The sequence below is a fragment of the Microbacterium sp. M1A1_1b genome, assembly GCF_053345565.1.
The window spans coordinates 164,413-190,447 of sequence record NZ_JBKFAJ010000002.1 but is presented as its reverse complement, the minus strand read 5'-3'; the positions used below and the strand labels follow the sequence as shown (position 1 = coordinate 190,447).

25 protein-coding genes are annotated in these 26,035 nt (G+C 71.2%); 15 read left to right on the top strand and 10 right to left on the bottom strand.

The window, feature by feature from the left end; translation table 11 throughout:
• The first annotated feature begins 21 nt into the window (after window positions 1–21).
• Complete coding sequence (hrpA, locus tag ACLBWP_RS05505; protein WP_447654406.1) at window positions 22–3,876, top strand: ATP-dependent RNA helicase HrpA; 3,855 nt, start codon at window positions 22–24, stop codon at window positions 3,874–3,876.
• Between the two features lie 82 nt (window positions 3,877–3,958).
• Here hrpA and ACLBWP_RS05500 read toward each other — a convergent pair whose 3' ends face one another.
• Window positions 3,959–4,630 carry a DUF2461 domain-containing protein gene (locus ACLBWP_RS05500; protein WP_447654405.1) on the bottom strand — a complete coding sequence of 224 codons (672 nt, stop codon included), beginning with the start codon at window positions 4,628–4,630 and terminating at the stop codon, window positions 3,959–3,961.
• 43 nt (window positions 4,631–4,673) lie between these two features.
• On the opposite strand from ACLBWP_RS05500, the gene ACLBWP_RS05495 reads away from it, so the two are divergent.
• From ACLBWP_RS05495 to ACLBWP_RS05480, 4 genes are all read left to right on the top strand, one after another.
• Window positions 4,674–5,042, top strand: a complete 369-nt coding sequence (locus tag ACLBWP_RS05495; RefSeq protein ID WP_447654404.1) for a VOC family protein — start codon at window positions 4,674–4,676, stop codon at window positions 5,040–5,042.
• Between the two features lie 103 nt (window positions 5,043–5,145).
• Window positions 5,146–6,864: a long-chain-fatty-acid--CoA ligase gene (locus tag ACLBWP_RS05490; protein ID WP_447654403.1), complete on the top strand. Its 1,719-nt coding sequence runs from the start codon at window positions 5,146–5,148 to the stop codon at window positions 6,862–6,864.
• On the top strand, window positions 6,861–7,346 hold the full coding sequence (locus ACLBWP_RS05485; RefSeq protein ID WP_447654402.1) for a nucleoside deaminase: 486 nt from the start codon (window positions 6,861–6,863) through the stop codon (window positions 7,344–7,346). The genes ACLBWP_RS05490 and ACLBWP_RS05485 overlap by 4 nt, the downstream gene beginning before the upstream one ends.
• Window position 7,347: 1 nt before the next feature.
• Window positions 7,348–8,292: an alpha/beta fold hydrolase gene (locus ACLBWP_RS05480; protein WP_447654401.1), complete on the top strand. Its 945-nt coding sequence runs from the start codon at window positions 7,348–7,350 to the stop codon at window positions 8,290–8,292.
• A gap of 36 nt (window positions 8,293–8,328) precedes the next feature.
• Here the strand turns inward: ACLBWP_RS05480 and ACLBWP_RS05475 are convergent, their stop codons facing one another.
• Window positions 8,329–9,207 (bottom strand): NmrA family NAD(P)-binding protein, encoded by an 879-nt coding sequence (locus tag ACLBWP_RS05475; protein ID WP_447654400.1) that lies wholly within the window; start codon window positions 9,205–9,207, stop codon window positions 8,329–8,331.
• 56 nt (window positions 9,208–9,263) lie between these two features.
• Here ACLBWP_RS05475 and ACLBWP_RS05470 point away from each other — a divergent pair, with 56 nt between their 5' ends.
• A complete protein-coding gene (locus tag ACLBWP_RS05470; protein ID WP_447654399.1) occupies window positions 9,264–9,770 on the top strand; it encodes a MarR family winged helix-turn-helix transcriptional regulator in 507 nt (168 codons plus the stop codon).
• On the opposite strand, the gene ACLBWP_RS05465 is transcribed toward ACLBWP_RS05470, so the two are convergent.
• Together ACLBWP_RS05465 and ACLBWP_RS05460 are read right to left on the bottom strand one after the other, a co-directional pair.
• On the bottom strand, window positions 9,767–10,282 hold the full coding sequence (locus tag ACLBWP_RS05465; RefSeq protein ID WP_447654398.1) for an AAA family ATPase: 516 nt from the start codon (window positions 10,280–10,282) through the stop codon (window positions 9,767–9,769). The two genes, ACLBWP_RS05470 and ACLBWP_RS05465, sit on opposite strands and share 4 nt — an antisense overlap.
• Before the next feature lie 33 nt (window positions 10,283–10,315).
• On the bottom strand, window positions 10,316–10,711 hold the full coding sequence (locus ACLBWP_RS05460; protein WP_447654397.1) for a hypothetical protein: 396 nt from the start codon (window positions 10,709–10,711) through the stop codon (window positions 10,316–10,318).
• Between the two features lie 327 nt (window positions 10,712–11,038).
• Here ACLBWP_RS05460 and ACLBWP_RS05455 point away from each other — a divergent pair, with 327 nt between their 5' ends.
• Window positions 11,039–11,701 (top strand): CatA-like O-acetyltransferase, encoded by a 663-nt coding sequence (locus ACLBWP_RS05455; RefSeq protein WP_447654396.1) that lies wholly within the window; start codon window positions 11,039–11,041, stop codon window positions 11,699–11,701.
• Between the two features lie 156 nt (window positions 11,702–11,857).
• Here ACLBWP_RS05455 and ACLBWP_RS05450 read toward each other — a convergent pair whose 3' ends face one another.
• The 3 genes from ACLBWP_RS05450 to ACLBWP_RS05440 are packed head-to-tail and all read right to left on the bottom strand — an operon-like array spanning window position 11,858 to window position 15,436.
• Window positions 11,858–13,489, bottom strand: coding sequence for a hypothetical protein (locus ACLBWP_RS05450; protein ID WP_447654395.1), 1,632 nt, complete (start codon window positions 13,487–13,489; stop codon window positions 11,858–11,860).
• A gap of 4 nt (window positions 13,490–13,493) precedes the next feature.
• Window positions 13,494–14,441 (bottom strand): carbohydrate ABC transporter permease, encoded by a 948-nt coding sequence (locus ACLBWP_RS05445; RefSeq protein ID WP_243562617.1) that lies wholly within the window; start codon window positions 14,439–14,441, stop codon window positions 13,494–13,496.
• Window positions 14,438–15,436, bottom strand: coding sequence for an ABC transporter permease (locus tag ACLBWP_RS05440; RefSeq protein ID WP_243562618.1), 999 nt, complete (start codon window positions 15,434–15,436; stop codon window positions 14,438–14,440). Before ACLBWP_RS05440 ends, ACLBWP_RS05445 begins: the two co-directional genes overlap by 4 nt.
• Window positions 15,437–15,578: 142 nt before the next feature.
• Here ACLBWP_RS05440 and ACLBWP_RS05435 point away from each other — a divergent pair, with 142 nt between their 5' ends.
• The gene (locus ACLBWP_RS05435) at window positions 15,579–16,307 is read left to right on the top strand and encodes a class I SAM-dependent methyltransferase (protein WP_447654393.1); all 729 of its coding nucleotides are present in this window, start codon (window positions 15,579–15,581) and stop codon (window positions 16,305–16,307) included.
• Between the two features lie 29 nt (window positions 16,308–16,336).
• Window positions 16,337–17,362, top strand: coding sequence for a LacI family DNA-binding transcriptional regulator (locus tag ACLBWP_RS05430; RefSeq protein WP_447654392.1), 1,026 nt, complete (start codon window positions 16,337–16,339; stop codon window positions 17,360–17,362).
• 194 nt (window positions 17,363–17,556) lie between these two features.
• Here ACLBWP_RS05430 and ACLBWP_RS05425 read toward each other — a convergent pair whose 3' ends face one another.
• Together ACLBWP_RS05425 and ACLBWP_RS05420 are read right to left on the bottom strand one after the other, a co-directional pair.
• Entirely contained in the window at window positions 17,557–18,240 is a 684-nt protein-coding gene (locus ACLBWP_RS05425) for an esterase/lipase family protein (protein WP_447654391.1), read from the bottom strand.
• 119 nt (window positions 18,241–18,359) lie between these two features.
• Window positions 18,360–19,133, bottom strand: a complete 774-nt coding sequence (locus ACLBWP_RS05420; protein ID WP_447654390.1) for an alpha/beta fold hydrolase — start codon at window positions 19,131–19,133, stop codon at window positions 18,360–18,362.
• A gap of 87 nt (window positions 19,134–19,220) precedes the next feature.
• Here ACLBWP_RS05420 and ACLBWP_RS05415 point away from each other — a divergent pair, with 87 nt between their 5' ends.
• From ACLBWP_RS05415 to ACLBWP_RS05405, 3 genes are all read left to right on the top strand, one after another.
• Window positions 19,221–19,715: a hypothetical protein gene (locus ACLBWP_RS05415; protein WP_447654389.1), complete on the top strand. Its 495-nt coding sequence runs from the start codon at window positions 19,221–19,223 to the stop codon at window positions 19,713–19,715.
• A gap of 16 nt (window positions 19,716–19,731) precedes the next feature.
• Entirely contained in the window at window positions 19,732–20,280 is a 549-nt protein-coding gene (locus ACLBWP_RS05410; RefSeq protein WP_447654388.1) for a dihydrofolate reductase family protein, read from the top strand.
• Window positions 20,281–20,349: 69 nt separating this feature from the next.
• Entirely contained in the window at window positions 20,350–21,675 is a 1,326-nt protein-coding gene (locus ACLBWP_RS05405) for an NAD(P)/FAD-dependent oxidoreductase (protein WP_447654387.1), read from the top strand.
• Window positions 21,676–21,896: 221 nt separating this feature from the next.
• On the opposite strand, the gene ACLBWP_RS05400 is transcribed toward ACLBWP_RS05405, so the two are convergent.
• Entirely contained in the window at window positions 21,897–22,832 is a 936-nt protein-coding gene (locus ACLBWP_RS05400) for an SDR family oxidoreductase (protein ID WP_447654386.1), read from the bottom strand.
• A 72-nt stretch (window positions 22,833–22,904) separates the two neighbouring features.
• Here ACLBWP_RS05400 and ACLBWP_RS05395 point away from each other — a divergent pair, with 72 nt between their 5' ends.
• From ACLBWP_RS05395 to ACLBWP_RS05385, 3 genes are all read left to right on the top strand, one after another.
• Entirely contained in the window at window positions 22,905–23,477 is a 573-nt protein-coding gene (locus ACLBWP_RS05395; RefSeq protein WP_447654385.1) for a TetR family transcriptional regulator, read from the top strand.
• A gap of 34 nt (window positions 23,478–23,511) precedes the next feature.
• Window positions 23,512–24,723, top strand: a complete 1,212-nt coding sequence (locus tag ACLBWP_RS05390; protein ID WP_447654384.1) for an acyltransferase family protein — start codon at window positions 23,512–23,514, stop codon at window positions 24,721–24,723.
• A 91-nt stretch (window positions 24,724–24,814) separates the two neighbouring features.
• Entirely contained in the window at window positions 24,815–25,978 is a 1,164-nt protein-coding gene (locus ACLBWP_RS05385; RefSeq protein ID WP_447654383.1) for an FAD-dependent oxidoreductase, read from the top strand.
• Window positions 25,979–26,035 lie beyond the last annotated feature (57 nt).

The window sequence follows — 26,035 nt, the reverse complement described above, 5'->3', positions numbered from 1 at the left end:
GGACGGTATCCTGGAATGCTCATGTCTCCCACGCCTGCCGTCATCACCTACCCGCCCGAGCTGCCGGTCTCGCAGCGGCGCGACGACATCGCGGCGGCCATCCGCGACAACCAGGTCGTGATCGTCGCGGGTGCCACCGGCTCGGGCAAGACGACGCAGCTGCCGAAGATCTGCCTCGAGCTGGGCCGCGAGCACATCGGCCACACGCAGCCGCGGCGGATCGCCGCGCGGACGATCGCCGAGCGCGTGTCCGAGGAACTCGGCGGCGAACTCGGCGACCTGGTCGGCTACCAGGTCCGCTTCACCGACAAGGTCAGCGCGAACACCCGGGTCAAGCTGATGACCGACGGCATCCTGCTCAACGAGATCCACTTCGACCGCGATCTCACGCGGTACGACACGATCATCATCGACGAAGCCCACGAGCGGTCACTGACGATCGACTTCCTGCTCGGGTACCTCAAGCGGCTGCTGCCCCGTCGCCCCGACCTGAAGCTCATCATCACGAGTGCGACGATCGACCCGGAGTCCTTCTCGAAGCACTTCGGCGGCGCCCCGATCATCGAGGTCTCCGGACGCACCTACCCCGTCGAGATCCGGTACCGAGCGCTCGTCGCCGAAGAACCCGGTGACGAGGACGACGATGACGACGACACCGATTCCCGGACGGCGGACTCGGGCAGCAACCAGGACGACCGCGACACCCTGACCGGCATCACCGACGCGCTCGACGAACTCGCCCGCGAAGACCCGGGCGACGTCCTGGTGTTCCTGTCCGGCGAGAACGAGATCCGCGATGCCCAGGACGCCATCGAGGGCAAGGGGTACCAGGGCACCGAGGTCCTGCCGCTGTACGGACGGCTGTCCGCGGCCGACCAGCACCGGGTGTTCCAGCGATCGTCGACGCCCGGAGTGCGGCGTCGCGTGGTGCTCGCCACCAACGTCGCCGAGACCTCGCTGACCGTTCCGGGCATCAAGTACGTCATCGACACCGGCACCGCGCGCATCTCGCGCTACTCCCCGCGTGCCAAGGTGCAGCGACTGCCGATCGAGGCCATCTCGCAGGCCAGCGCGAACCAGCGCTCCGGCCGCGCGGGTCGCACCAGCGCAGGCATCGCGATCCGGCTGTACTCCGAGGACGACTTCGGGCGGCGCCCCGAGTACACCGATCCCGAGATCCTCCGGACCAACCTGGCTGCCGTCATCCTGCAGATGATCTCGCTCGGGTTCGGCGACATCGAGTCGTTCCCCTTCCTCCAGCCGCCGGACTCACGTGGCGTCAAGGACGGCCTCGACCTGCTGCGCGAACTGCGGGCAGTCGACCAGGACGGTGCGATCACGAAGTCCGGTCGGCAGCTGACGCGGCTACCCGTCGACCCACGGCTCGGCCGCATGGTGCTCGAAGCCGGGCGGCAAGGGGTCGGACGCGAAGTCCTGGCGATCGTCAGCGCTCTGAGCATCCAGGACCCGCGCGAGCGACCGCTCGAGAAGCGTGCGCAGGCGGACCAGCTCCACGCACGGTTCGCCGACCCGACGAGCGACTTCCTGACGCTGCTGGGGCTGTGGAACCACATCCAGGACAAGCAGTCCGAACTGTCGTCGAGCGCGTTCCGACGGCTCTGCAAGGCCGAGTTCCTGAACTACCTCCGCATCCGCGAGTGGCAGGACCTGTACCGGCAGCTGTCACGCGCCGCCAAGCAGGTCGGCATCCACGTCGCCACGGAGCGCAAGGACGATCCCGACGCCGTGCACCGATCGCTCCTGGCCGGGCTGCTCAGCCAGATCGGTCTGCGCGACCGCGAGAAGCGCGACTACCTCGGGTCGCGGAACACCCGGTTCGTCCTGTTCCCGGGCAGCGTCCTGGCGAAGAAGCAGCCCGACGCCGTGATGGCCGCCGAGCTCGTCGAGACGAGCCGCCTGTTCGCACGGACCGCAGCCCGGATCGACCCGCTCTGGACCGAGCAGCTGGCCGGCGACCTGCTCAAGCGCACCTACGGCGAGCCGCACTGGGAGAAGAAGCAGGGTGCCGTCGTCGCCTACGAACGGGTGACCCTGTTCGGCGTGCCGATCGTCCAGCGCCGACGGGTTCAGTACACCCGCATCGACCCCGTGCACGCGCGTGAGCTCTTCATCCGGCATGCCCTGATCCAGGGCGAGTGGGACTCGCAGCAGGCCTTCGACCGCGCGAACCGCACGCTCCGGCGCGAACTCGAACAGCTCGAGGAACGCACCCGACGCCGGGACATCCTGCTCGACGACGAGACCGTCTACGAGTTCTACGACGCCCGCGTGCCGGCCGAAGTCGCCACGACCCGCGACTTCGAGGGCTGGTGGCGCCGGACCCGACGCGAGCAACCCGATCTGCTGACGATGCAGCGCGAGGACCTGCTCGACGAGTCGGCTGCCTCGGCTGCCGAAGACGGTGCCGAGTACCCGACCGAGTGGCGCTCCGGCGACCAGCGGCTGGCGGTGCGGTACCGGTTCGAGCCCGGTGCCGAGGACGACGGCGTGAGCGTGCAGGTCCCGATCGCGCTGTTGCCGCGCATGCGCGAGGAAGGGTTCGACTGGCAGGTGCGCGGGCTCCGTCGTGACCTGGTGACCGCGCTCATCAAGGCGCTGCCGAAGCAGATCCGGAAGAACGTCGTGCCGGCTGCCGACTGGGCCGAGAAGATCGTCGACGAGCTGCCCGACGACGCCCCGACCGAACCCACCGAGAGCTTCCGGGCGACCCTGGCGAAGACCATCCAGCGCATGACCTACGTGCCGGTGACCGAAGCCGACTTCGACATGACGCGGGTCCCGGCCCACCTGCTGCCGACCTACGCCGTCGTCGACGAACGCGGGCGACGGGTCGAGGCGGGCAAGGACCTGTCCGCGCTGCAGACCAAGCTCAAGGACCGCACCCAGCAGAGCGTCGCCGCGGCCACCCAGCGCGATGGACGCGGACGCGGAGCCGGGCGGGCCGCCGACGCCGCACCCGACAGGCGCATCGAGCGCTCCGGTCTCGTCGCGTGGCCGGACACCAATCTGCCGCAGGTCCTCGACACCCGTCAGGCGGGCGGCGTGATCCGCGCGTACCCGGCGCTCGTCGAAGAGGGCACCGGGCCGAAGGCGACCGTCGGCGTCCAGCTGCTGGCGACGCCCGGTGACCGCGCCGTCCGGATGCCCGCCGGGGTCCGACGCCTGGTGATGCTCGCGGTGCCGTCGCCCGTGTCCTACATCCAGTCGCACCTGACCGCGCAGGAGAAACTGGCGCTCGCGGCCAGCCCGTACCCGTCGACGAACGCGCTGTTCGACGACGTCCTGGCGGCCGTGGTCGACGCCGGCATCCGCGCGGTCCACCCCGACGGCGTCCTGTTCACGCGCGCCGAGTTCGAGTCGGTCCGCGATGCCGTGTCCTCGTCGGTGGTGGACACGATGTTCGCCGCGGTGTCCGAGGTCGCCGCGGTGCTGACGGCGCTCCGGGGCGCCGATCGTGCGCTGAAGCAGGCGAACAGCATGGCGCTGCTGCCCGCACTCAACGACATGCGCCAGCAGCTCGACCGTCTGGTGTTCCCCGGGTTCGTCGCGGTGGCGGGGCTCGGACGGCTCCGGCGCATCCGCGTCTACCTGCAGGGCGTGGAAGCCCGCGTGACGAAGCTCCTGCAGAACCCCGGCCGCGACGCCACCTGGATGCGCGAGGTCGCCGCGGCGACCGGCCGCTACGAGGATGCCGGGGGCACGTTCCCACCCGCCATGGGCTCGCACCCGGAACTCGTGCACGCACGGTGGATGCTCGAGGAGTTCCGCCTCAGCCTGTTCGCGCAGGAACTCGGGACCGCCGAGACGGTCTCGCTCCAGCGCATCACGAAGGCCCTGGCCGCCGCCGCGCGCTGACGAGACGGCGAGACGGCGAGACGGCGAGACCAGGAACCAGGAACCAGGAACCAGGAACCAGGAACCAGAAACCAGCGGTGACTCAGGCCCGTTCGTCGATCGACCGCGCTCCCGGCACGGGCGGTGCCGGGTCGTCGCTGGCCTGGGGATCGTCCGCCCGGGCCCACTTCACCGTCCACCGCACCAGCGGCTGCACCCGCTCCCACGCCGCCACGATGTCGTCGAGCGGACTCGCCAGCGGCAGGTGGACCAGCGCCGCGTAGTGCTGCATCCGCAACAGCTCGATCCGCGGGTGGTCCGCTGCGTACCCTCGCGGCGCGGTCTTCAGCGGCGGCCCGGCGATGTCGTACCCGGCGTCGGTCAGCTCGTCGAGCGCATGCTGCAGCGCTGCCGCCGCGTGCGGTCGCTCGTCGATCACCGTCCGGGCGGCCGACAGCTGCGCCCGCGCGGGTTCGTACAACCCGCCGCCGACCTGCAGCCCGTCCACACCGGCGCTCAGGTAGACGCCACCGGCCGTGAGCCCGGTGTCCTCGCGGTACGGGCGCTTGTCCGGTGTGAACCGCAGGTCGCGGTGTTGCCGGAGCACCCGTCCGGGGCCGTACCGCCGCTCGGCCTCGTGCAACAGCGACTCCATCGGGTCGCGGACGTGCCGTTCCCAGTCGTCGCGGTGTTCCTCGAACCACGCGCTGTCGTTGTGCGCGGCGAGACCCCGGAAGAACGTCGCCAGCGCGGGCGAGAAGAACGCATCGGTCATGCAGCCAGTGAACCGCCGCCCGCTGAGGACTACCCTCACCGGCATGATCGGCACCCTCGACGTCATCGTCCTCGACTGCCCGGACACACGGGCACTCGCACGGTTCTACGCGGAGCTGCTCGGGGGTGAGATCGTCGGGTACGACGAGGACTGGGCCGAAGTGGTCCTGCCGATCGAGGGACACCGCCCCCTCGTGGCGTTCCAGCGCGTCGACGACTACACGGCACCGGTCTGGCCCGGGCAGGACACCCCGCAGCAGGTGCACCTGGACGTCAAGGTCGACGACCTCGATGCCGGCGAACAGGCGGTCCTGGCGATCGGGGCGACCGCGACAGGCTCGGGCACGGAGACGTTCCGCGTCTTCCTCGACCCCGCCGGGCACCCGTTCTGCCTGATCCACCCGAACGACTGACGCGCAGACGGGCAACACCCCGCCCCGCACAGGGGTCACCGATCCCACACCTGTCGGTCGTAGGGTGGTCGAGCACCACTCGTCATCGGAGACGGAGATCGGCATGAACGCCATCCAGCCCACCGCCAGCCCCCGTCGAACGCAGGCCACGGCCTCCGTCGCCGCGATCCTCGCCGAGTCGGCGGCCCGGTTCCCGGACGACGTCGCCCTGATCGTCGGGGACCAGCACACCACCTACGCCGAGCTGTGGGCCGAGACGCTCGCCTACGCCGGAGCGCTGCGCGAACGGGGTGTCACCGAGGGCGCCCGGGTCGCGATGCTCCTGCCGAACGTCGCGGACTTCCCGCGCGTCTACTACGCCACGCTCGCCCTCGGGGCCGTGGCGGTGCCGGTGCACGCGCTGCTGAAGCGCCGCGAGATCGAGTACGTGCTCCGCGACAGCGACGCGACGCTGCTGGTCTGCGCAGCGCCATTGCTGGGCGAGGGAGCCGCGGGAGCAGCCCTGGCGGGAGTCGACGTCGTGACCGTGCTCGCGCCTCCAGGCGGAGCGACGGCGGGCGGAACGACGGCGGGCGGAACGACGGCGGGCGGAGCGACGGCGGGCGGAGCGCCGACCGGCGACGCGACCACAGACGGCGCAGCCGCGCCGGACCGACTGGAGGCCCTGGCCCAGTCCGCCACGCCGCTCGACCGGTACGTGCCCCGCGACCCGTTCGACACCGCGACCATCCTGTACACCAGCGGCACCACCGGCCAGCCGAAGGGCGCCGAGGGCTCGCACTTCGCGCTGCTCGAGCAGGTCAACACGAACCTGATGACCACGTTCGACATGCACCGCGGCGACGTGCTGCTGGGTGCGCTGCCGCTGTTCCACACGTTCGGGCAGACCTGCACGATGAACACCGGGTTCCGGGTGGGCGCGACGATCGTGATGCTGCCGAAGTTCGACGGTGACTCCGCCCTGGCCGCGATGGTCGAGCACGAGTGCGAGATCTTCATGGGCGTGCCGACCATGTACATGGCGCTCCTCGACGCCGCGACGCGCACCGAGGCCCGGCCGAGCCTGCGCTACGCGATCTCAGGAGGCGCCTCGCTGCCGTTGGCGGTCCTGCAGAAGTTCCAGACCGTGTTCGACGCGCCCATCCACGAGGGGTACGGGCTGACCGAGACCTCGCCGGTCGCGTCGTTCAACCACGTCGGCACGCCCCCGCACCCCGGCACCATCGGGACGCCGGTGTGGGGCGTCGACATCGAGATCGCGGACCCGACCGTCGCGGACCGCATCGTGCTGATGCCCCACGGCGAGATCGGCGAGCTGGTGATCCGCGGGCACAACCTGATGAACGGGTACCTGGACCGGCCCGAGGACACGGCGGCCGCGATCGTCGACGGCTGGTTCCGGACGGGTGACCTCGGCACGAAGGACGACGAGGGCTACCTGACGATCGTCGACCGCACCAAGGACATGATCATCCGCAACGGCTACAACGTCTACCCCCGGCAGGTCGAAGAGGTCCTGGCGACCCACCCCGACGTCACGATGGCGGCCGTGTTCGGCGTGCCGCACGAGGTGCACGGCCAGGAGATCGAAGCGGCCGTCGTGCTGCGTGCCGGTGCCACCGCGACCCCCGAGGAGCTCGTCAAGCACGTGTCCGACGAGATCGCCGCGTACAAGTTCCCCCGTGTCGTGCACATCGTCGACGCGCTGCCCCTCGGCCCGAGCGGCAAGGTGCTGAAGCGCGCCCTGGTCGAGCAGTTCGCACCCGAGCCGGCGAGCCAGGCCGAGCCGGCGAGCCAGCCCGAACCGTCCGCCACCGCATGAGCACCCCCGACCTCGACACCCGCTTCGCCGAGCGGGTCGTCGCCCGCGCCGTGCAGAACGTCCGCGAGGGCGGCAAGCCCTTCGCGTGCCTGATCGTCCGCGACGGCAAGGTCCTGGTCGAGGCGGCGAACCAGGTGACGCAGTCCGGCGACCCGACCGCGCACGCCGAGATCACCGCGATCCGGCTGGCGGCCGAGATGGGCGTGAGCGACCTGACCGGGCTGGACGTCTACGTCACCGCGTACCCGTGCCCGATGTGCCTGGGCGCGCTGTACTACGCGCAGCCGGACCGGGTCGTGTTCGCCGCCAGTCGTGACCAGGAGTCCGAGCACTACGAGGACGGCAACCGCCTGATGACCCTCGACACGTTCTACGGCGAGTACACCAAGCCCGCGCACGAGCGGACGCTGTCTGCCGAGCAGGTCACCGTCGAGGACGCGACCGCACCGTTCCGGCAGTGGTCGACACTGCACGCCTCCTGACGTGCCGTACCCCCGCATCGAGCCGTACCGGACGACGACGATCACCACCGACGACGGTGCCGCGCTGTACGTCGAGGAGTCGGGCACGCCGGACGGCACGCCGGCGCTGTGGTTGCACGGCGGCCCGGGCGGCTCGCTCGGGTCCGGCTGGTACCGCACCCACTTCGACCCGGAACGCTACCGGCTGATCGGGATCGACCAGCGTGCCAACGGTCGCAGCACCCCGACCGTGCTGGACTCACGGGCGCGGCTGGCGGACCACACGACCGGCCGGTTGATCGCCGACCTCGAACAGGTGCGTCAGACGCTCAGGATCGCCACCTGGGTGGTCGCGGGCATCTCCTGGGGCACGACCCTGGCGCTCGCCTACGCCCTCGAACACCGCGAGCGCGTCCGAGCACTCGCGCTGATGGCCGTGACGACGACGGGACGTGACGAGGTGGACTGGATCACCGAGGGCGTCGGTCGGCTGTTCCCCGAGGACTGGGACCGGTTCGAGCGGGCGTCCCACCGCCGCCCCGGTGAGCGCGTCGTCGAGGCGTACGCCCGCCGACTCGCCGGTGACGACGCGGCGGACCGCGACGCTGCGGCGGCGGAGTGGGACCGGTGGGAGAGCGTGCACGTCTCGCTGGACGACCCGTCGATCCGTGGTCGCGGACACCTCGGCCAGGAGGCCCGGCTGGCGTTCGCCACGCTGGTCACCCGGTACTGGGCGAACGACGCGTTCCTGCCGGGCGACCGGGCGGTGCTGGCGCGGGCGGCCGAGCTCGCCGCCGTCCCGGCGGCGCTCGTGCACGGTCGCCGTGACGTCAGCGGCCCGGCTCGCACCCCGTGGTTGCTGCACCGACGGTGGCCGGCGAGCACCCTGACGATCGTCGAGGACGAAGGCCACGGCGGAGCGCGGGAGAGCGCGGCACTGACCGCGGCCCTCGACGGGTTCGCCTGAGCCCGACACCGCCCGCCGCTGTCCGGTCGACCCGGCTCAGTCGTGCCCGAGCAGCACCGCGCGGCGGTCCCGCGCCCACGCCGACATCGGTCGAGCTGGTGTCCCGGTGATCCGCTCGACCTGGTCGGTCAGGACGTCCACCCCGTCCAGCCCCCGTCGGGCGACCCGGCCGAACTGCTGCCGCAGTCCCTCGGCCTGCCACGCGGGGACCCCGCTCAGCCGGAGCACACCGGCGAACACCCGGCTCGGCAGGTGCACGTACCGCACACGGCGTCCGAGCCCCACGGACAGTTCCCGTGCGACGCCCCGGCCGTCGAGGAGCGCCGGACCGGTCAGCACGGGCTCGGCGCCGTCGTGCTCGCCATGCTGCAGGACGGTCGCGGCCACGCGGGCGATGTCGGCGGTGTCGATCCAGCCGATGACCCCGCGGCCCATCGTCTGCGGGAAGAACCCCCGCCGCAGCGCCGGGCCCGAGGACTCCAGGTTCGTCATGAACCCCGAGGGGTGCAGGATCGTCCGCGCCAGCCCGCTCGCCCGGACGACGGCGTCGATGCGCGCGATCGCACTCGCCCACGGCATCGGTGAGTGTTCGGCGGCATCACCCCCGGAGAGCTGCACGATCGCGCGGACCCCCGCGTCCTTCGCCGCGTGGACGGCGTTCGTACCGTGCGCTTCCTGCTGCTGCGTCGCCGCGGTGACGAGGAACAGCTGGTCGACCCCCGTGAACGCGCGCGCCAGTGCGGCACGGTCCCCCAGGTCGGCGATCCGCGCGTCGATGCCCCGCGCAGCCAGCTCCTCGGCCTGTGCCGGTCGGCGGACGATCGCGCGCACGGTCACTCCTGCGCCGTCCAGGATCGCCAGCGTCTTGCCACCGACGTCACCGGTCACGCCGGTGATGGCCACCACTCCGGTCATGGTTCCTCCTTGTATCAGTTTCCTGATACCAGAGCCTACGCCGGTACCATCGCTGCATGCACGACCCGTTCTCCCCGACGCGCGACGACGTCGACGCGATCGCCGCCTGGAGCGTCATCCGCGCAGCCCGGGTGCTCGCACGGCGGCTCGCAGACGTGCTCGCGCCGCTCGACCTGACCCCCGTGGAGTTCGGCGTGCTGGTCCAGCTCGCGGCGACGGAGGACACCGCGGCCGACCCCGCCCCGGCCGGCCTGGCGCAGGCCGACCTGGCCCGGGCCGTCGGGGTCAGGCCACAGAGCGTGACCGCGCTCGTTGCCACACTCGCGGATCGCGGGCTCATCGACCGCGGGACTGAACGTGGTCGGGGCCGTCGCTCGCGGATCGTGCTCACCGACGACGGTCGGGCAGTGCTCGCACAGGCGTACCCGGTCGTGCTGGCGAGCAACGCGTGGTTCGGGCCGGACACCGCGAGTTCGGCAGCCCTGGTGACGACGCTCCGTCCGATGCTCGACGGACCCGGCGGCCCGGACTCCCGCGCTGCACCGGCGGACGAGGTCCCCTAGCCGGCTGCTCCCTGCCGCCGCACCCACGCGACGACGGCGTCGAGCTCGGGTGCGTAGCCGTCCGTGGTGTCCACCTCGAGCACCGGGCAGCCGAGGTCCGGCGGCGACGACACCCGCGGCAGGTTCCGTCGGACCCGGTCGTTCAGCACGGCATCGTGCCCGCGCGCGACGAACCGGTCCATCGCCGCGACGCTGCGGCAATGCACGTTCAGCACGGCGCCGACGGGGTCCAGCGTCGACCGGACGTCGGCCTCGGACTGGTCGCGGTAGAGCGTGGCGTCGGCGATGACGCTGCACCCTGCGGCGGCGTACGCGGCGGCGATGTCCCAGAACAGCCGGACCCCGTGCGGGACGACCTCGTCGCGCGACAGCGCGCCGGAAGCCATCAGCCCGGCGTACAGCTCGTCGCGGTTCACCCGCGGCCACCCGAGACGCTGCGCGAGGGCCGCAGCGAGTGTCGTCTTGCCGCTGCCGGGAGCGCCACTCACCAGCACCACCGTCGGCTTCGTCACGAGGACACGATCGAGACCCGGCACGTCTCCACCCTACGAAGGAATCCGCTCCAACTGCGGAGCCCACGAGGTCGGCCCGAGCACCAGGACGGTGACCGCAGGGTCTCCCGTGTCGACTCCCGTGAACCAGTAGTCACCCCAGGAGATCCGTCGGCCGCGGACCGAGCGTCCGTTCAGCGTGAGCATGGTGCCGCTTCGCGGACTCGCACGAAGTCGGTGCTCAGACTCGCGCTCGACAGCGAGCATGACGTCCTCGTCGATCGAGTCGCCGCGCAGCACGTTCTGCATGAACTCGAGCGCGGCCCGCTCGAGCGCATCAACCGGAGTGTCGCGGGACTCCATCGACTCCGTCCGGACCCGAGGCCAGTGCCAGGCGTCGTCACGTCGGTTCGCGCCATGGTCGAAGACGAAGACGTCGACGTACTGCACTGCGCCGTCCACTCCTGCGTACCCGACTCCCGCAGGCTCGAAGTCCGGCGTGCTCGTGGGAACGGCGACGGCGTTACCGAGACGGCCTTCCAGCGCTCGGAGTGGCGCCGGTTCGAATGGCAGGTACCGCTTCGGGTCGACCACCCACGCACCTCACTTCCACGTCGGATTGCCCGACGAGCAGATCATCCCCCACGACGTGAGCACGTTGCCCGAGGCGAGCGCGCTGATCGATTTCCTCATGAGTCCTCCCTGTCTCGTACTCAACATGCCAGAACTCCACACGTTGCACAAGGGTGCTCGCGCGGTGCATGTCAGGATGGGTGCATGACCGCCGAACCGGCACCGACACCGATCGACCTCGACACCTGGGCCCGCCGCGAGCACTTCGCGTACTACCGCGACCAGGTCCCCTGCCGCTACGAGCTCACCGTGCAGGTGGACGTCACCGACTTCATCGCCGAGGTCCGTCGCACCGGCCGCCGCACGTACGCGTCCCAGATCTGGGCGCTGTCCACGGCCGTCAACGCCCACCGCGAGTTCCGGATGACGCTGCTGCCCGACCGCTCCCCCGCCGCGTGGGACGTCGTGCACCCGGCCTTCACGGTGTTCAACCCCGAGCGTGAGACGTTCTGCGCGGTGTTCGTGCCGTACGACCCGGACTTCGACGCCTTCCACGACGCCGCGGTCGAGGCCATGACGATCCACCGCTCAGCGACGACGATGTTCCCCCAGCAGCCTCGCCCGGCGAACCTGTTCGACGTGTCGACGCTGCCGTGGGCGTCGTTCTCGGGGTTCTCGCTGCAGGTCCGCGAGGGCTGGGACCACCTGCTGCCGATCATCACGATTGGCGGACACCACGACGAAGGTGGGCGCACCCTGCTGCCGCTGTCCGTGCAGGTCCACCACGCGGCCGCCGACGGGTTCCACACCTCGCGCCTGCTGACCGAGGTCGGGCAACTGTTCGCCGAGCCGACCTGGCTCGCCTGAGCGGCGTTGGCCGATCCGGTCGACGATCCTCGGGGTCCGGGAACCGGATCGGCCACCGGCGCGATCGCGATCCTGGTCAGGGTGGTCCGGTCCACCACCGGACAGGAGGCGCGGGGCGGGCCCGCACCGAGCCTCCCGTCCGGCGGGCGGTCCAGTTCAGGAGCCGGCGCGCGCCGCGAGTGCCTGCTCGAACTCCCGACGCATCGCGTCGCCGCCGCGGCGGCGCCACTCACGCACCGTGTCCTTCCACGACGACACCGGTGCACGGCCGAGCAGCACGTCGTTGATCGCGTTCGTCGCGAACGTGCCGACCGCCGGTCCCTTGGTGGAGTTCGTCGGCGAGTACAGGCCGTACGTGGGGTTCGTGATCCCGTCGTCGAGCCACGATGCCAACGAGTCGTAGACGACCTCGGTCATGTCCGGGAACCCGGCGTAGAACAGCGGGAGCGGACACTCGGTGAAGTACTGCAGCGGGAACTCGCCGAGCGCGGTCTCGCTGTTGCCGGTCTTGGTCAGGACGGGTGCGCCGTCGCGGTACTCGAAGTCGCGGCCCTCGATGCCGAACTTGCGGTAGGTCCAGGCCTCGGTGCCGAATGGCGACGCGCACCAGTTCAGCACGTCGAGGACCATGCGGATGCGGTCCTCGTTGCCGGCGGCGAGCGCGGTGATCGCGTTGTTCGGATCGCCGAGCCAGGGCTTCGGCTTCGCGCCGGACGGCCCGACGAACGGCGCCTGGGTCATGGCGAACCCGCTGCCCGGCTCCGCCTGCTGCAGCAACCCCGGGATCGCGCTGTAGCTGTCCTGCAGCATCACGGCCGAGCCCTGCACGAACCAGACCTTGCCGTTGTAGGCGGTGACGCTGTCCGGGTGCACGAGTCCGTCTGCCAGCAGCTTCCGCGACAGTTCGAGCATGTCCTGGTACTGGTCGACCTCGTACATGTGGGTGAGCCGGCCGCCCTGCTCGTCCCACTGGTTGGGCACGCCGAGCATCGACGCCAGGATGTTCGTCGGCACCGAGCCGAGCGCCCAGCGGTTCCTGTTCTGGTCGGTGAGCGTGCGGCACAGCGCGGTGAACTCGTCGACGCTCGAGAACGACGGGTCGACGCCGAGCCGGTCGAACAGGTCCTGGCGCCGGTGCAGCACCCCGGTGGTGAGCGGCCCACGCGGGACGGGCACGCCGTAGATCCCGCCGGAGAACACGGTGCCCCGCCACGACGCGGTCGGCAGGTTCGCCAGGTACGGCCAGTCGCGGATGCCGCTGCCGGACAGGTACGTGGTCAGGTTCTGCGCCTTGGCCTCGAGGAACTGCGGCAGGTACGAGAACGTGCCGAACACGGTGAACACGTCGCCGAGGGTGTCCCCGGCGACCTGGGTGGCGAACTTGTTGCCCCAGTCGGCGTTCGGCGTGATGGTCAGGTCGAGGTCGACACCCATCCGCTGGTCGAGTCCCTGCCAGTACCGGTTGCTGCCCTTGGCCGGCGGAACCGGCGAGTTCGTCGGCACGCTGCCGTGCAGGGTCGACCCGTCACCGGGTACCTTCGCGGTGGGCACGAGGGTGCTGGGCAGCTTCCGGAACGCGCTCGGCATGAGCGCACTGGTCTTCGGCAGCACCGGCTCGGGCCCGCCGGTCCACGGCACGTAGTCGGGCAGCGTGACGGGTTTGTTGATGGCCCTGATGTCGGTGGAGCGGGTCACGGTGTCACAGCCGGCCAGGAGGCTCGTGGCTGCGACACCGAGACCGGTCGCGATGAGCGCGCGGCGGCTCAGGCCGCTGTGGTGGTCGGTCACGGCGTCAGCCCTTCACCGCTCCGGTCAGGACACCCTTGGCGAAGTGTCGCTGCAGGAACGGGTAGACGATGAGGATGGGGACGATGGAGACCACGAGGATCGCCATCTGGATCGAGGCCTGCGGGGGCAGCGCATCGGAGCTGGTGCCGAGGTCGGCGCCACCGAGCTGCGCGTTGTTGATGACGTAGGTGCGGAGCACGAGCTGCAGCGGCCACTTCGCGGTGTCGTTGATGTACAGCAGCGCGTTGAAGAACGCGTTCCAGTAGCCGACGGCGTAGAACAACCCGATCACGGCGAGGACGGCCTTCGACAGCGGCAGCACGATCCGCAGGAACACCCCGAAGTCGCCGGCACCGTCGATGCGGGCGGACTCGATGAGCTCCCGCGGGATCGCCATGAAGAACGACCGCATCACGATGACGTTGAACGCGCTGAGCGCCGTCGGCAGGATCAGCGCCCAGTACGAGTCGAGCAGCCCGAACTGCTTGACGACCAGGTAGTTCGGGATGAGTCCCGGCGCGAACAGCAGGCTGACGAGCACCAGGCTGAGCACGACCCCGTGCCCGTACGACCCCGGACGACTCAGGGCGTACGCGAGCATCGCGGTGACGAACAGGCTGATCAGCGTACCGACGACCGTGATCCCGATGCTGACCACGAGCGCCCGGGTGACGACGCCACCGGCGAAGATGCTCTCGTACGCACCGAAGTCCAGGCCTGTCGGCCACATCACGAACCCGCCGGCGCCGTTGACCTGGCTGGAGGGGGCGACGCTGGTGGACACGATGCCCAGGAACGGCAGCAGCACGACCAGGCAGATGACCAGCAGGACGAACCCGGTGAGCAGACGTCCGGGGAGGGGTGCTGCGTCGGGTCCGCCGCGCTTGTGCTTGTTCGGACGGCCGCCGGTCGTCCCGGTCTGCGGGACGGTGACGCTCTCGGTGGCGGTCATCGGGACTCCTTCTGGTAGACGCCGGCTTCGCCGAACACGTGCGCGACCTTGTTGGCGCCCAGGACGAGCAGCACGCCGACGACGCCCTTGACCAGGCCGACCGCTGCAGCGACACCCCACTGCCCACCGAGCACGCCGTTGTTGTAGACGTAGGTGTCGAGGACCTCGCTGGCGCCCCGACCGACCGAGGCCTGCTGCAGCAGGATCTGCTCGAACCCGACGGTGAGCGAGTCCCCCAGTCGCAGGATCAGCAGCAGGATGATGATGCCCCGCATGCCGGGCAGGGTGACGTGCCAGAGCTGCCGCCACCGGCTTGCCCCGTCGACCTTGGCCGCCTCGTACAGGCTCGTGTCGATCTGGCTCAGCACCGCCAGGAACAGGATCGTCGCCCACCCGGTGTCCTTCCAGATCACCTGACTGGTGAGCAGCGCGATGAATCCGTGCGGGTTGCCGAGGAAGTCGATCGCGGTGCCGCCCGACGCCCGGATCGCGTTGTTGACCAGCCCCGAGCCGCCCAGGATCTGCTGGAACACCGCCACGACGATCACCCACGACAGGAAGTGCGGCAGGTACAGGATCGACTGCACGACCTGCTTGATCCGCTCGGACAGCAGCGAGTTGAGCATCAGCGCCAGGATGATCGGCGCGGGGAACACGAACACGACCTGCACCAGGGTGATGACGAGCGTGTTCCGCAGTGCGCCGAGGAACTCCGGGTCACCGTTGAACACCACCGCGAAGTTCTCGAAGCCCACCCAGGGGCTGCGGCCGAGCGGTACGAACGGCAGGTACTCCTGGAAGGCGATCAGGTTGCCGAGCAGCGGCAGGTACTGGAACGCCAGCAGCAGCGCGACGCCGGGCAGCCCCATCCAGAGCAGGACACGGTCGCGGCGGATGCGGTCCCAGGTCGTCTTCCGGCGGGGAACGGTGGACGGCGGTGACGTCCCGTCGGTCCCCTTCGCGGCTGATCGCACGCGGTCGTCGAGCTTCGTCACTCCTGGCCTCCTCCGTTGGATTCCTGGTGCGACCCTGTCGTGCACGGCAACGGACTGGCAACTGTTGCCATCCATTTCCATCGTTGTAAGTCGTTGGAGGGTTCCAGTGACCGCTCACGGGAACCCGTGACAGCATCGGGGCATGACCTTCGAGCAGCACGCACACTCGTTCGGAGCAGCGGCCGACGCCTACGAGCGAGGCCGCCCCAGCTACCCCGACGCGGTCGCGCAGTGGCTCGCGCCGGACCTGGTCGCAACCGCCGTCGATGTCGGTGCCGGCACGGGCAAGTTCACGCGCACGCTGCTCCCCCGCGCAGCCGAGGTCGTCGCGGTGGAACCCGATCCGGCGATGCGCGCGCAGCTCACCGTCGCGCTGCCCGACGTGCGGGTGCTCGACGGGTCCGGCGAGTCGTTGCCGCTGCCCGACGCCAGCGCCGACCTGGTGACGTTCGCGCAGTCGTGGCACTGGGTCGACCCCGACGCCGGTGCCCTCGAGGTCGCGCGGGTCCTGCGGCCCGGCGGTGTGCTCGGGCTCGTGTGGAACATCCGCGACGAGTCCGTGCCGTGGGCGGCGGAGCTCGGCGAGCGCATCAAGCGTCCGGAGTCGCGGATCATGTCGTACGACGGGCCGATGGTCGGCGAGCCCTTCGCCCAGGACGAGTACCGGACGTTCCCGTGGGTGCACGAACAGTCCCGGTCGGCGTTCCTCGACATGATCGCCTCGCGCAGCTACGTCATCGTGATGGAACCGGCCGACCGCCAGGCGCTGCTGCGTGACGTCGAGGACCTGCTCGACAGCTCCCCGGCATCGTCCGGCCCCACCGTGCGGGTGCCGTACGTCACACACGTGCACCGGTTCGCCCGGCCCTGACCCGGACGGCGGAGCGCTACGGTGACTCCATGCGAGCGACCGTGCGGGACGTGGCAACCCTGGCCGGGGTCTCACCGAAGACCGTCTCGAACGTCATCAACGGCGGGGTCGTCGTCCGGCCGGACACCCGCGAGCGCGTCGAACAGGCGCTGGCGCAGCTCGACTACGTGCCGAACCTGTCCGCCCGCGGACTGCGCAACGGCCGCTCCGGCGTGATCGCGCTGACCCTGCCGGAGATGAGCAGTGCCTACTCCGCCGAGCTCGCCCGCTGGTTCGTCGAACTCGCCCGCGACCGGGACTGGGTCGTCCAGCTCGACCAGACCGCGAACGACCCCGAGCGTGAGCGACAGCTGGTCTCACGCGCTCGGGCACACCTGGTGGACGGGCTGATCCTGAACCCGGTGTCCCTGAGCGCCAGCGTCCTGGCGTCGACCGCTGGTCTGCCGCCGACGGTCGTGATCGGCGAGGTCGAACCCGAGCAGGTCGACCAGGTGCACGTCGACAGCGTGGCCGCGGCGCACGAGGTCACGACGTTCCTGCTCGACCGTGGACACCGTCGCATCGCCGCCGTGGGCGCGCCCGACCCGCGCTCGGACCGCCGGCTCCGGACGGCGACGAGCGAGCTCCGCATCAGCGGACACGAGGCCGCGCTGCGTCAGGCAGGTGTGCAGCCGGACCCGACGCTGCGGGTCCCGCTGCGGGGGTGGTCGACCGCCGACGCCGCCGCCGACTTCGACGCCTGGCTGTCCGCACTCCGCGGCCCGCTGCCCGACGCCGTCTTCGCGTTCTCGGACTCGATCGCGTTCGGCGTGCTGCACGTGCTGGCTGCCCGCGGCATCCGCGTGCCCGACCAGGTCAGCGTGATCGGGTTCGACGACGTCGACGGCGCTGCGTTCGCGATCCCGGCGCTCACCACCGTGGCGTTCGACCGGCGGGCCTTCGCCGATGCCGCCCTCGACCTGCTGACCGCGCGGATCGCGGATCGCCACGCGGCCCCGTCCACGGTCGTGATCCCGCACCGCATCGTCGAGCGCGCGAGCGTCCGCGCGCGCTGAGGCCGCTGTCCCCGCACGGTGCGGGGTTCGCGACCTCGTGCGCCGCGCAGCACCGTGCGAGGTTCCTATCCCGTGCAGAGCGGCCGCCCGGTGCGGGGTTGTTGCCCGGCACCGGGCGATCGACCCCGCACGAGGGTGCAACCTCGCACCGTGCGCGGCCCCGCACGGTGCGGCCCCGCACGGTGCTCGCGGGCTCAGCGTGGGTGCGCCGCCGTCAGCACCGCGGCGCGCGTCCGCGCATCGCCGAGGATCCGGAAGTGCCCGCCGAGCGGCAGCCGCACGTTCGCGGCCCCGACGAGCTCGCTGCCGCCGGGGATGAGCGTGTCGAACACGCCGTACACCGAGGTGATCCGCGCGTTCACGTCGCGCTCCTGCGCCAGCGCCGACAGCACCGGGTCCGTCGCACGGAACACGCGCAGGTGCGCCACGGGAGCCAGATCCGCGTACCGCGACCCCCCGAACGGCGTCGACACGGCGACCATCCGGTCGATGCGGCCGTCCGGGTCGAGCTCCGTCATGGCGTACTTGCCGATCAACCCGCCCTTGCTGTGCGTCACGAGCAGCACGTCGTGCAGGTCGAGCTCGTCGATGGACGCCATCACCTCGGCTGCCGACACCGGCACCGGTCGCAGGTTGTGTCGCAACGAGGCGAGGACGTGCACGGGGTGCCCCTCGTCGTGCAGGGCGTCCATCAGGGGTCGCATGAAGTGCCACGTCTCGTAGACACCCGGCACGACGACGACGGGCGCCCCGTCACCGGTCAGGTAGTCGTCGGGCGTGGTCGGCCCCAGACTCCGGACCTGCCACACCGCCGCATAGACCCAGTCGAGCGCGGCCCACCAGGCGCGCCGCACCACCCCCACCCGGACTGGAGGCACGACTCCCCCCACACGGACCGGCTCACCGCCCGCAGTGGTCGGGTCGCTCACCGGGTCGCCTCCGCTCACCGGGTCGCCTCCGCTCACCGGGTCGCCTCCGCTCACCGGGTCGCCACCACTCACCGGGTCGCCTCGAGCGACCGGGCCTGGCGGAACTCGTCGACGAGTTCCGCGAACGGCCCAGGCTGGTGCTCCTGCACGTGGTGCCCGCCGTACAGCTCGACCAGGGTCCCGTCCCGCGCCGCACGGGTCAGGCGTCCCGCCCACGCGCTGCGGGCGATCGGGTCGCGGCTGCCGCGCACGACCAGGACGGGCACGCGCAGAGCCGCCACGGCGTCGAGCATCGGATAGCGGAGCATCGGCGTGAGCTGGCGCACGTACTGCCGCAGGCTCCGGAAGTAGTCGGTCAGCAGCACGACGTTCATGCGGGCGTCCTCGACCAGTCCGTCACGACCGAGCGCTGCCGCCAGCCAGGGCAGCGACCGGTGCCGGTCGTCGACGACCGGTCCGACGAGCACGACGGACACCACGGCGTCAGGGTGGTGCAACGCAGCTGCGACCACGACCTGCGAGCCCATCGACTGCCCGACCAGGACGCACTCGTGCACGCCCCGGGACCGCACGGCCCGCATGACGACGTCGGCGAGCTCGTGGACCTCGAGCCGACGTCCGACCGGCGGCAGTCCGCCGAACCCGGGCAGGTCGACGGCGATCGTGCGGTGGCTGCGGGACAGGACGCGCTGGGACCGGGCGAACGAGCGGTGGGACATCCCGATGCCGTGCACCAGCACGATCGTGGGAGCCAGGGCATCACGGCGACGACCCGCGGGAGCCATCGTCCGGAGCCGCACGAGCACACCGTCGACCGAGACCGTCTCCACCAGCGCGCGCACACCTCGAGCGTACGCAGGACGCACTCCCCAGGTGCTGGGCAGCCGGGTCATCGGGTCCTCTTGTGTTCGCGGCGTGGGATGTCGTCCATGAACGATCTCCCCCGCACGGACCCCGCGGTCCGCGACGACGACCAGGCTGCCCGTGCCGACGCGGGCTGGGCCAGCGCTCCGCCTGCCGGACCCGACCAGCAGTACGGCGCACCGAACCCGTACGCCCCCACGAACCAGTACGGACAGGCCCCGGCCGGCCCCACGAACCAGTACGGGCAGGCCCCCGCTGGCCCCACGCCCTGGTACGGCGCCGCGGCGACGACCGTGCCCGCCAAGCCCCGGCCGCCGTGGTTCTGGCCCGTGATCGCGGTCGCCGTGGGCCTGGCGGCACTGCTCGCGGGCGGTGGCGCGGGCTTCGCGATCGGCCACGCGATCGGGGCACACCAGTCGAGCTCGACCACGCAGTTCCCCGGGCAGGGCTCGAACGGGTTCCCCGGCCGGGGCGGCGGCACCGGCACGTTCCCGGGCCAGGGCAGCGGCACGGACTCCGGCATGGGTACGGGCACGAACGGTTCCGGTACGAACGGCTGAGCGCTACCCTCCGACCATGCGCAAGGTGACCTCTGGACTGTTCGCGTCGGTCGACGGCGTCGTGCAGGACCCGTACAACTTCCAGTACGACAGCTTCGACGACGAGCTCGGGGCGGCGATGGGCACGTTCATGGGCCGCACCGACACCGTGCTGCTCGGTCGGAACAGCTACGCCGAGTGGTCGGAATGGTGGCCTGCCCACCCCGAGGACCCGTTCGGCCAGTGGATCAACCCGATCGAGAAGCACGTCGCCTCGACGACGCTCGGCCCCGACCTGTCGTGGCAGAACGCCTCGCTCATCCAGGGCGACGTGCACGCGTTCGTGCGCGACCTGAAGCAGCAGGACGGCGGCGAGATCGCGGTGTGCGGCAGTGTCACGCTCGTCCGCAGTCTGCTGTTCGCGGGGCTGCTCGACGAGCTCCAGCTCATGGTGCACCCGGCGATCGCCGGCACCGGGCGCAAGCTGTTCGAGCCGACCGACCCGCCCACGCGCCTGCGGCTGGTCAGCAGCACCGTGACCAGCAAGGGCAACGTCCTGAGCACCTACGGGCCGTTCGCCGACTGACGGCGGTGAGCCGGGCCTCCAGGCCGTGAACCGGGGAGACGCCCAGGCGGCGTACCCTCGGGGGTGCCGTTGACCGCATCACCCACGGAGCTCACCATGCCGCAGGACACCCGCCCGCACGTCGTCATCGTCGGCGGTGGATTCGCCGGCATCGCCGCGATGCGCGAGCTCGCCGACGCATCGGTCCGCATCACGCTCGTCGACCGTCACGTCTACAACATGTTCCAGCCGCTCATGTACCAGGTGGCGACGGGTGGCCTGAACGCGGGTGACGTGACGTACTTCCTGCGCAGCCTGCGCGCACGCCAGGACAACGCCGAGTTCCGCCACGGGCTGCTGACGAACATCCGGCCCGACGAGAAGATCGCCGAGATGTCCGACGGCGAGGACCTGCACTACGACCACCTGATCCTGGCCAACGGCGTCAACACGAGCTACTTCGGCACCCCGGGCGCCTACGAGTACGCGTACTCGATGTACTCCCGCTCGCAGGCTCTGCGCATCCGCGACGAGCTGTTCACCCGGCTCGAGGAAGCGGCCGCCAACCAGGGCCCGGACGAGATCCGGATCGTCATCGTCGGCGGCGGCGCGACGGGTGTCGAGATGGCCGGAGCGCTGGCCGAGCTCCGCGACCAGGCACTCGAGAGCGCGTACCCGGAGATCAGCCGCGGGAACATCACCATCACGCTCGTGCACCGGAGCGGCGAGCTGCTGAAGCCCTTCGCGCCCCGACTCCGACGGTACGCGGCGAAGGTGCTGCGCAAGCGCGGTGTCGTGCTCCGCCTGAACACGGGCGTGTCCGAGGTGCGCCAGGACGGCGTGATGACGGCCTCGGGCGAGTTCATCCCGGCGTCGCAGGTCATCTGGGCCACGGGCGTCGCCGCGCACAAGGAGGTGTCGAACTGGGGCATGCCGCAGACCCACGGCGGCCGCATCCAGGTGAACGACGACCTGAGCGTGAAGGGCGTCGACGGCATCTGGGCCGCCGGGGACATCGCGGCGCAGGACGACGCGCTCGCACAGCTGGCCCAGCCGGCGCTGCAGGGTGGCAAGCACATCGCCAAGCAGATCGTCCGCACCATGCACGGCAAGCCCACCGAGCCGCTGAAGTACTTCGACAAGGGCACGATGGCGACGATCGGCACGAACGCGGCGGTCGCACAGTTGCGTGGCGGCATCACGATGGTCGGGCCGGTGGCGTGGGCGGCCTGGGTCGCGGTGCACATCGCGTCGCTGCTCGGCAACGGCAACCGGCTGTCGACGCTGTCGCACTTCTTCGTCCGCTACCTGTGGTTCATGCGGAAGCGCTCGATCCCGATCGTCGGTGACGTCCGGCCGGTGCGGCCGAACGGGGACCGCGAGCCCGAGCCCTGGCAGATGCAGAAGGCCGAGTAGCGGCCCCTGGCCCTGGCCCTGGCCCTGGCCCTGGCCCTGGCCCTGGCCGCACGGTGCCGGGTCCGCCATCCGGTGCGAGCTCGTCCGCCCGTGCGAGGCTGGCCGCCCCGTGAGAGGCAACACGCCCGCACCAGGCGACCAGGCGCGCACCAGCGCGACCCCCGCGCGACGGGAGGCGCGGGGTGCGGCCGCCACGAGCCTCCTGTCCGGCCGTGGCCGGCCTACGCCGCACGCGCCCCGGAGTACGCGCCGGCCGCGATGTCCTCGGCGAGCGTGGGTCCGACGGGCTGCCACCCGAGCAGCGAACGCGTCGCCGTGGAGTCGCCCGACATCTCCATGCCGAAGAACTGCCCGATGAAGCCGAAGTGCGCGACGGCGTCGGCCGGGTCGACGGACGTGACCGGCAGCCCGAGTGCAGCGCCGATGGCCTCGGCGATGGCTCGCGTGGGTACCGAGGTCTCGGCCGTGGCGTGCAGGCGGGTGCCTGCCGGCGCCTGCTCGAGCCCGAGCCGCACCAGACGTGCCGCGTCCGAGCGGTGCACCGCGGACCAGCCGTTCGTGCCTTCGCCGACGTAGGCGGACACCCCGTGCTGCCGTGCGGCCGCGACGATCAGGGCGATGAAGCCGTGGTCACCGGTGCCGTGCACGGTCGGGGCGAACCGTGCGGCGATGGTGCGGACACCCCGCTCGACGAAGTCGAACGCCCGGTTCTCGCTGCCCCCGCGCATCGCGTCAGGTCCCGAGAACGGCGACGGGTCGGTCTCGAGCGCGGGTCGGTCGCCCGCCAGACCGGCGATCCCCGAGGCCACGACGAACGGACGGTCGGTGCCGACCAGGACCTCGCCCAGTGCCTCGACCGCGGCACGCTCCGACGCGTTCGTGGCCGCGGGGTCCGACCAGTCGTGCTTGTTGGCCAGGTGCACCACCGCGTCGGCGTCCGACGCACCGCGGCGCAGGGCGTCGAGGTCGTCGAGGTCGCCGCGCAGGGGTGTGGCGCCGGCGGCCGCGACCGCGCGAGCCGAGGCGTCGGAACGAGCCAGGCCCGTGACCTGGTGACCGGCGGCGACCAGGTCGTCGACGGTGGCGGAGCCGATCCAGCCGGAGGCTCCGGTGACGAACACGTGCATGGGGTGGTCCTTCCAGACGCTACGGGTCATGGACGACTGATGTCACCCACTGACATCACGCTAGCACTTCATGTCAGCCGCTGTCATCAGTAGACTCTCCGTATGGCTCGATGGCAACCAGGGACCCGCGAACGCCTGATGTCCGTGGCGCTGCAGCTGTTCGCCGAGCGCGGGTTCGAGCAGACGACCGTCGCCGAGATCGCCGCCGCAACCGAGGTCACCGAGCGCACCTTCTTCCGGCACTTCGCGGACAAGCGCGAGGTCCTGTTCTCCGGACAGGATGACTTCGTCGCGCTGTTCCTCGACCCCATCGCCCAGGCACCGGACGACACGGCACCGTTCGACCTGATCGCCCGGGCACTCGAGGCGACGGGCTCGTTCTTCCCGGACGACCGTCGTGCCTGGTCGCAGATGCGGCAACCGATCATCGAGGGCGAACCGTCCCTGAGGGAACGCGAACTCGGCAAACTGGCCACGCTCACCGTCCGCATCGGCCAGGCGCTGCGCGAGCGTGGCGTGACCGAACCGGCCGCCACCCTGGCCGCTGAGACCGGCGTGACGGTGTTCCACCTGTCGTTCCAGCAGTGGATCGCCCCCGACGAGGACCGCTCCCTGAGCGAGATCGTCCACGAGCGGATGCGGGCCCTGACGGAGTTGTTGCACCCCGGACACTGAGGTCGCTCATGGGGAGCCGGAGCATCCTCGATGGATGTCCACGAGCACGCTGACCCAGCGCCCCGCGGCCCCCGCGGCCACCGCTGCCCCGGCGAAGCCCGCGACCGGGCGACCCGCCGACCGATCCCCACTCGCCAGCCGGGCCACCGCGCTCGACGGCCTGCGTACCGTCGCGATCGTCATCGTGATGCTGTACCACCTGCACGTCGCCGGCTTCGAGGGCGGCTTCATCGGCGTGACGGTCTTCTTCGTGCTCTCCGGCTTCCTGATCACCACGCTGCTGCTCGGCGAGCACCGGCGCACCGGGCGGATCCGGCTCGGGTCGTTCTGGCTGAAACGGCTGCTGCGGCTCTACCCGGCCTTGCTCGTGATGGTCGTCGTCGGCCTGGCCCTGTGGTCGTGGGTCGGCGACTACAAGGGCGCGTCGTTCGGCCCCGGCGAAGCGGCGTTCATCGCCCTGAGCTACACCGGCAACCTGTTCCGCTCGTTCTGGGACACCACGCAGGGCGTCTTCGCGCACACGTGGAGCCTGTCGATGGAGGAGCAGTTCTACCTGGTCTGGCCGCCGGTCCTGGTGCTGCTCTTCGCGCTCCGGGCTCGTCGCCGTGCACTCATGGCCGGGCTCGCGGTGGTCATCGTCGCCGCCTCGGTCGGGTCGTGGCTGAGCTACCGGACCCCCGGCAGCGGATCGACGCCGGACGTGTACTTCTCGCCCGTGCTCGGCCTGGTGCCGCTCGCGACGGGCTGCCTGCTCGCACTGCTGCTCGACGACGAACGGGTCCGCGCCTGGGCCAAGGGGCTTGCGGGGCACCTCGGCACGTGGATCGGCATCGTGGTGCTAACAGCGGTGCAGTTCTGGATCGACGACGACTGGACGCAGCACGCGTGGACCTTCGGCCTGCTGCTGCCCGCGACCGGGATCGTCTCGGCACTGCTGATCGGCGGACTCGTCTCGGTGCGCAGCCCGCTGTCGATCGCACTGTCGTGGACGCCGATGGCCTGGTTCGGCCGACGCGTCTCGTACTCGGCGTACCTCTGGCACCCGCTCGTCATCGCGCTGCTGGGCACGGTCGCGTCGAGTGCCTTCGGGGCGTTCGACTGGGTGTGGCTGCTCGGTGCGGCGATCCTGGTGGCCGTCGGCGCGGCCTACGCGGTCGAAGTCCCGGTGGAGCAGCTCCGCCGCCGGTTCCGGGAGGCCCGGCGCCTGTTGGCAGCGGAGCGTTCCGCCACGCAGACCGTTCGCTGAGGCGCGGGGCGCGACGGGGCGGCCCGGGCCGGTCTGTCGCGCGATCCGGCTCACGACCCCCGCCGGCCCGGCTGCTCCGTAGGCTCAGGGCGTGACCGTTGCGCGGACCGGAGTCCTGGTGGTCGGCGGTGGGCCCGTCGGGCTGTTCCTGGGCGCGCTGCTGGCCCATGCCGGCGTCGACGTGCAGGTCTGGGAACGGCGTGACGCGCTGCCGTCCGGCTCGCGCGCGATCGGCATCCACCCGCCGTCGCTCGACGCCTTCGCTGCGATCGATGCCGCCGCGCCGGTGCTCGCCGAGGCCGCGCTGGTGCGCCGGGGCGTCGCCCGCAGCCGGGGTCGGACGCTCGGGACGCTGTCCTTCGACCAGGCCTCGGTGACGCACCCCTACGTCGTGACGCTCGACCAGCACCGCACCGAGCGGATCCTGCGTGCCCGCCTCGATGCGGCGGCACCCGGAGCGGTCAGCACGGGAACCGCACTCACCGCGCTGCACCGCCACCGGGACCACGTCGACGCGGTCGGCACCGGCCCCGACAGCAGCCCGGTCGCGCTGCGGGCGTCCTTCGTCGTCGGCGCTGACGGTGCCCGCAGCACCGTACGCGACCTGCTCGGCATCGGCACGACCGGGCGTGACTACCCGGACCGCTACGTGATGGGTGACTTCGCCGACCCCGAGCCCGTCGCTGCCCGCCAGGACGCCCTGGTCGACGTGGGACCGGACGGCGTCGTCGAGTCCTTCCCGCTGCCCGACCGACGTCGTCGGTACGTCGCACTCGTCGGTCGACGGACGCCAGCTGCGGACGAGGTCGACGCCGGCGCCCTGGCAGACACCGTCCATCGACGCACGGGGGCGACCCCGGACCCGGCCACGAACTCGATGCTGAGCGGCTTCCGGATCCGCCGACGGCAGGCCGGACGGGTGGGCGTGGGGCGGGTCGTGCTGATCGGGGACGCCGCGCACGAGATCAGCCCGATCGGCGGTCAGGGCATGAACCTCGGCTGGCTCGACGCCGCCGAGCTGGCGCCGCTGCTGGCCGAGGGCGTCCGGACCGGATCGGCCGGTCCGTGGCCCGCGTACGCCGCGCACCGGCAGGCGGTCGCTCAGCGGGCAGCGCGGCAGGCCGAGGCGAACATGCTGCTCGGTGGCCGGGCGGCCGGCCTCGGCATCCTGGGACGCGAGGTGCTGTTGCGGACGGTGCTGGGCCTGCCGTCGTCGGGCGTGCTGGCGCGGCAGTACGCGATGCGCTGGGCGTAGGCGTAGGCGTAGCCGTTGCCGTTGCCGTTGCCGTCGCCGTCGCCGTTGCCGCTGCCG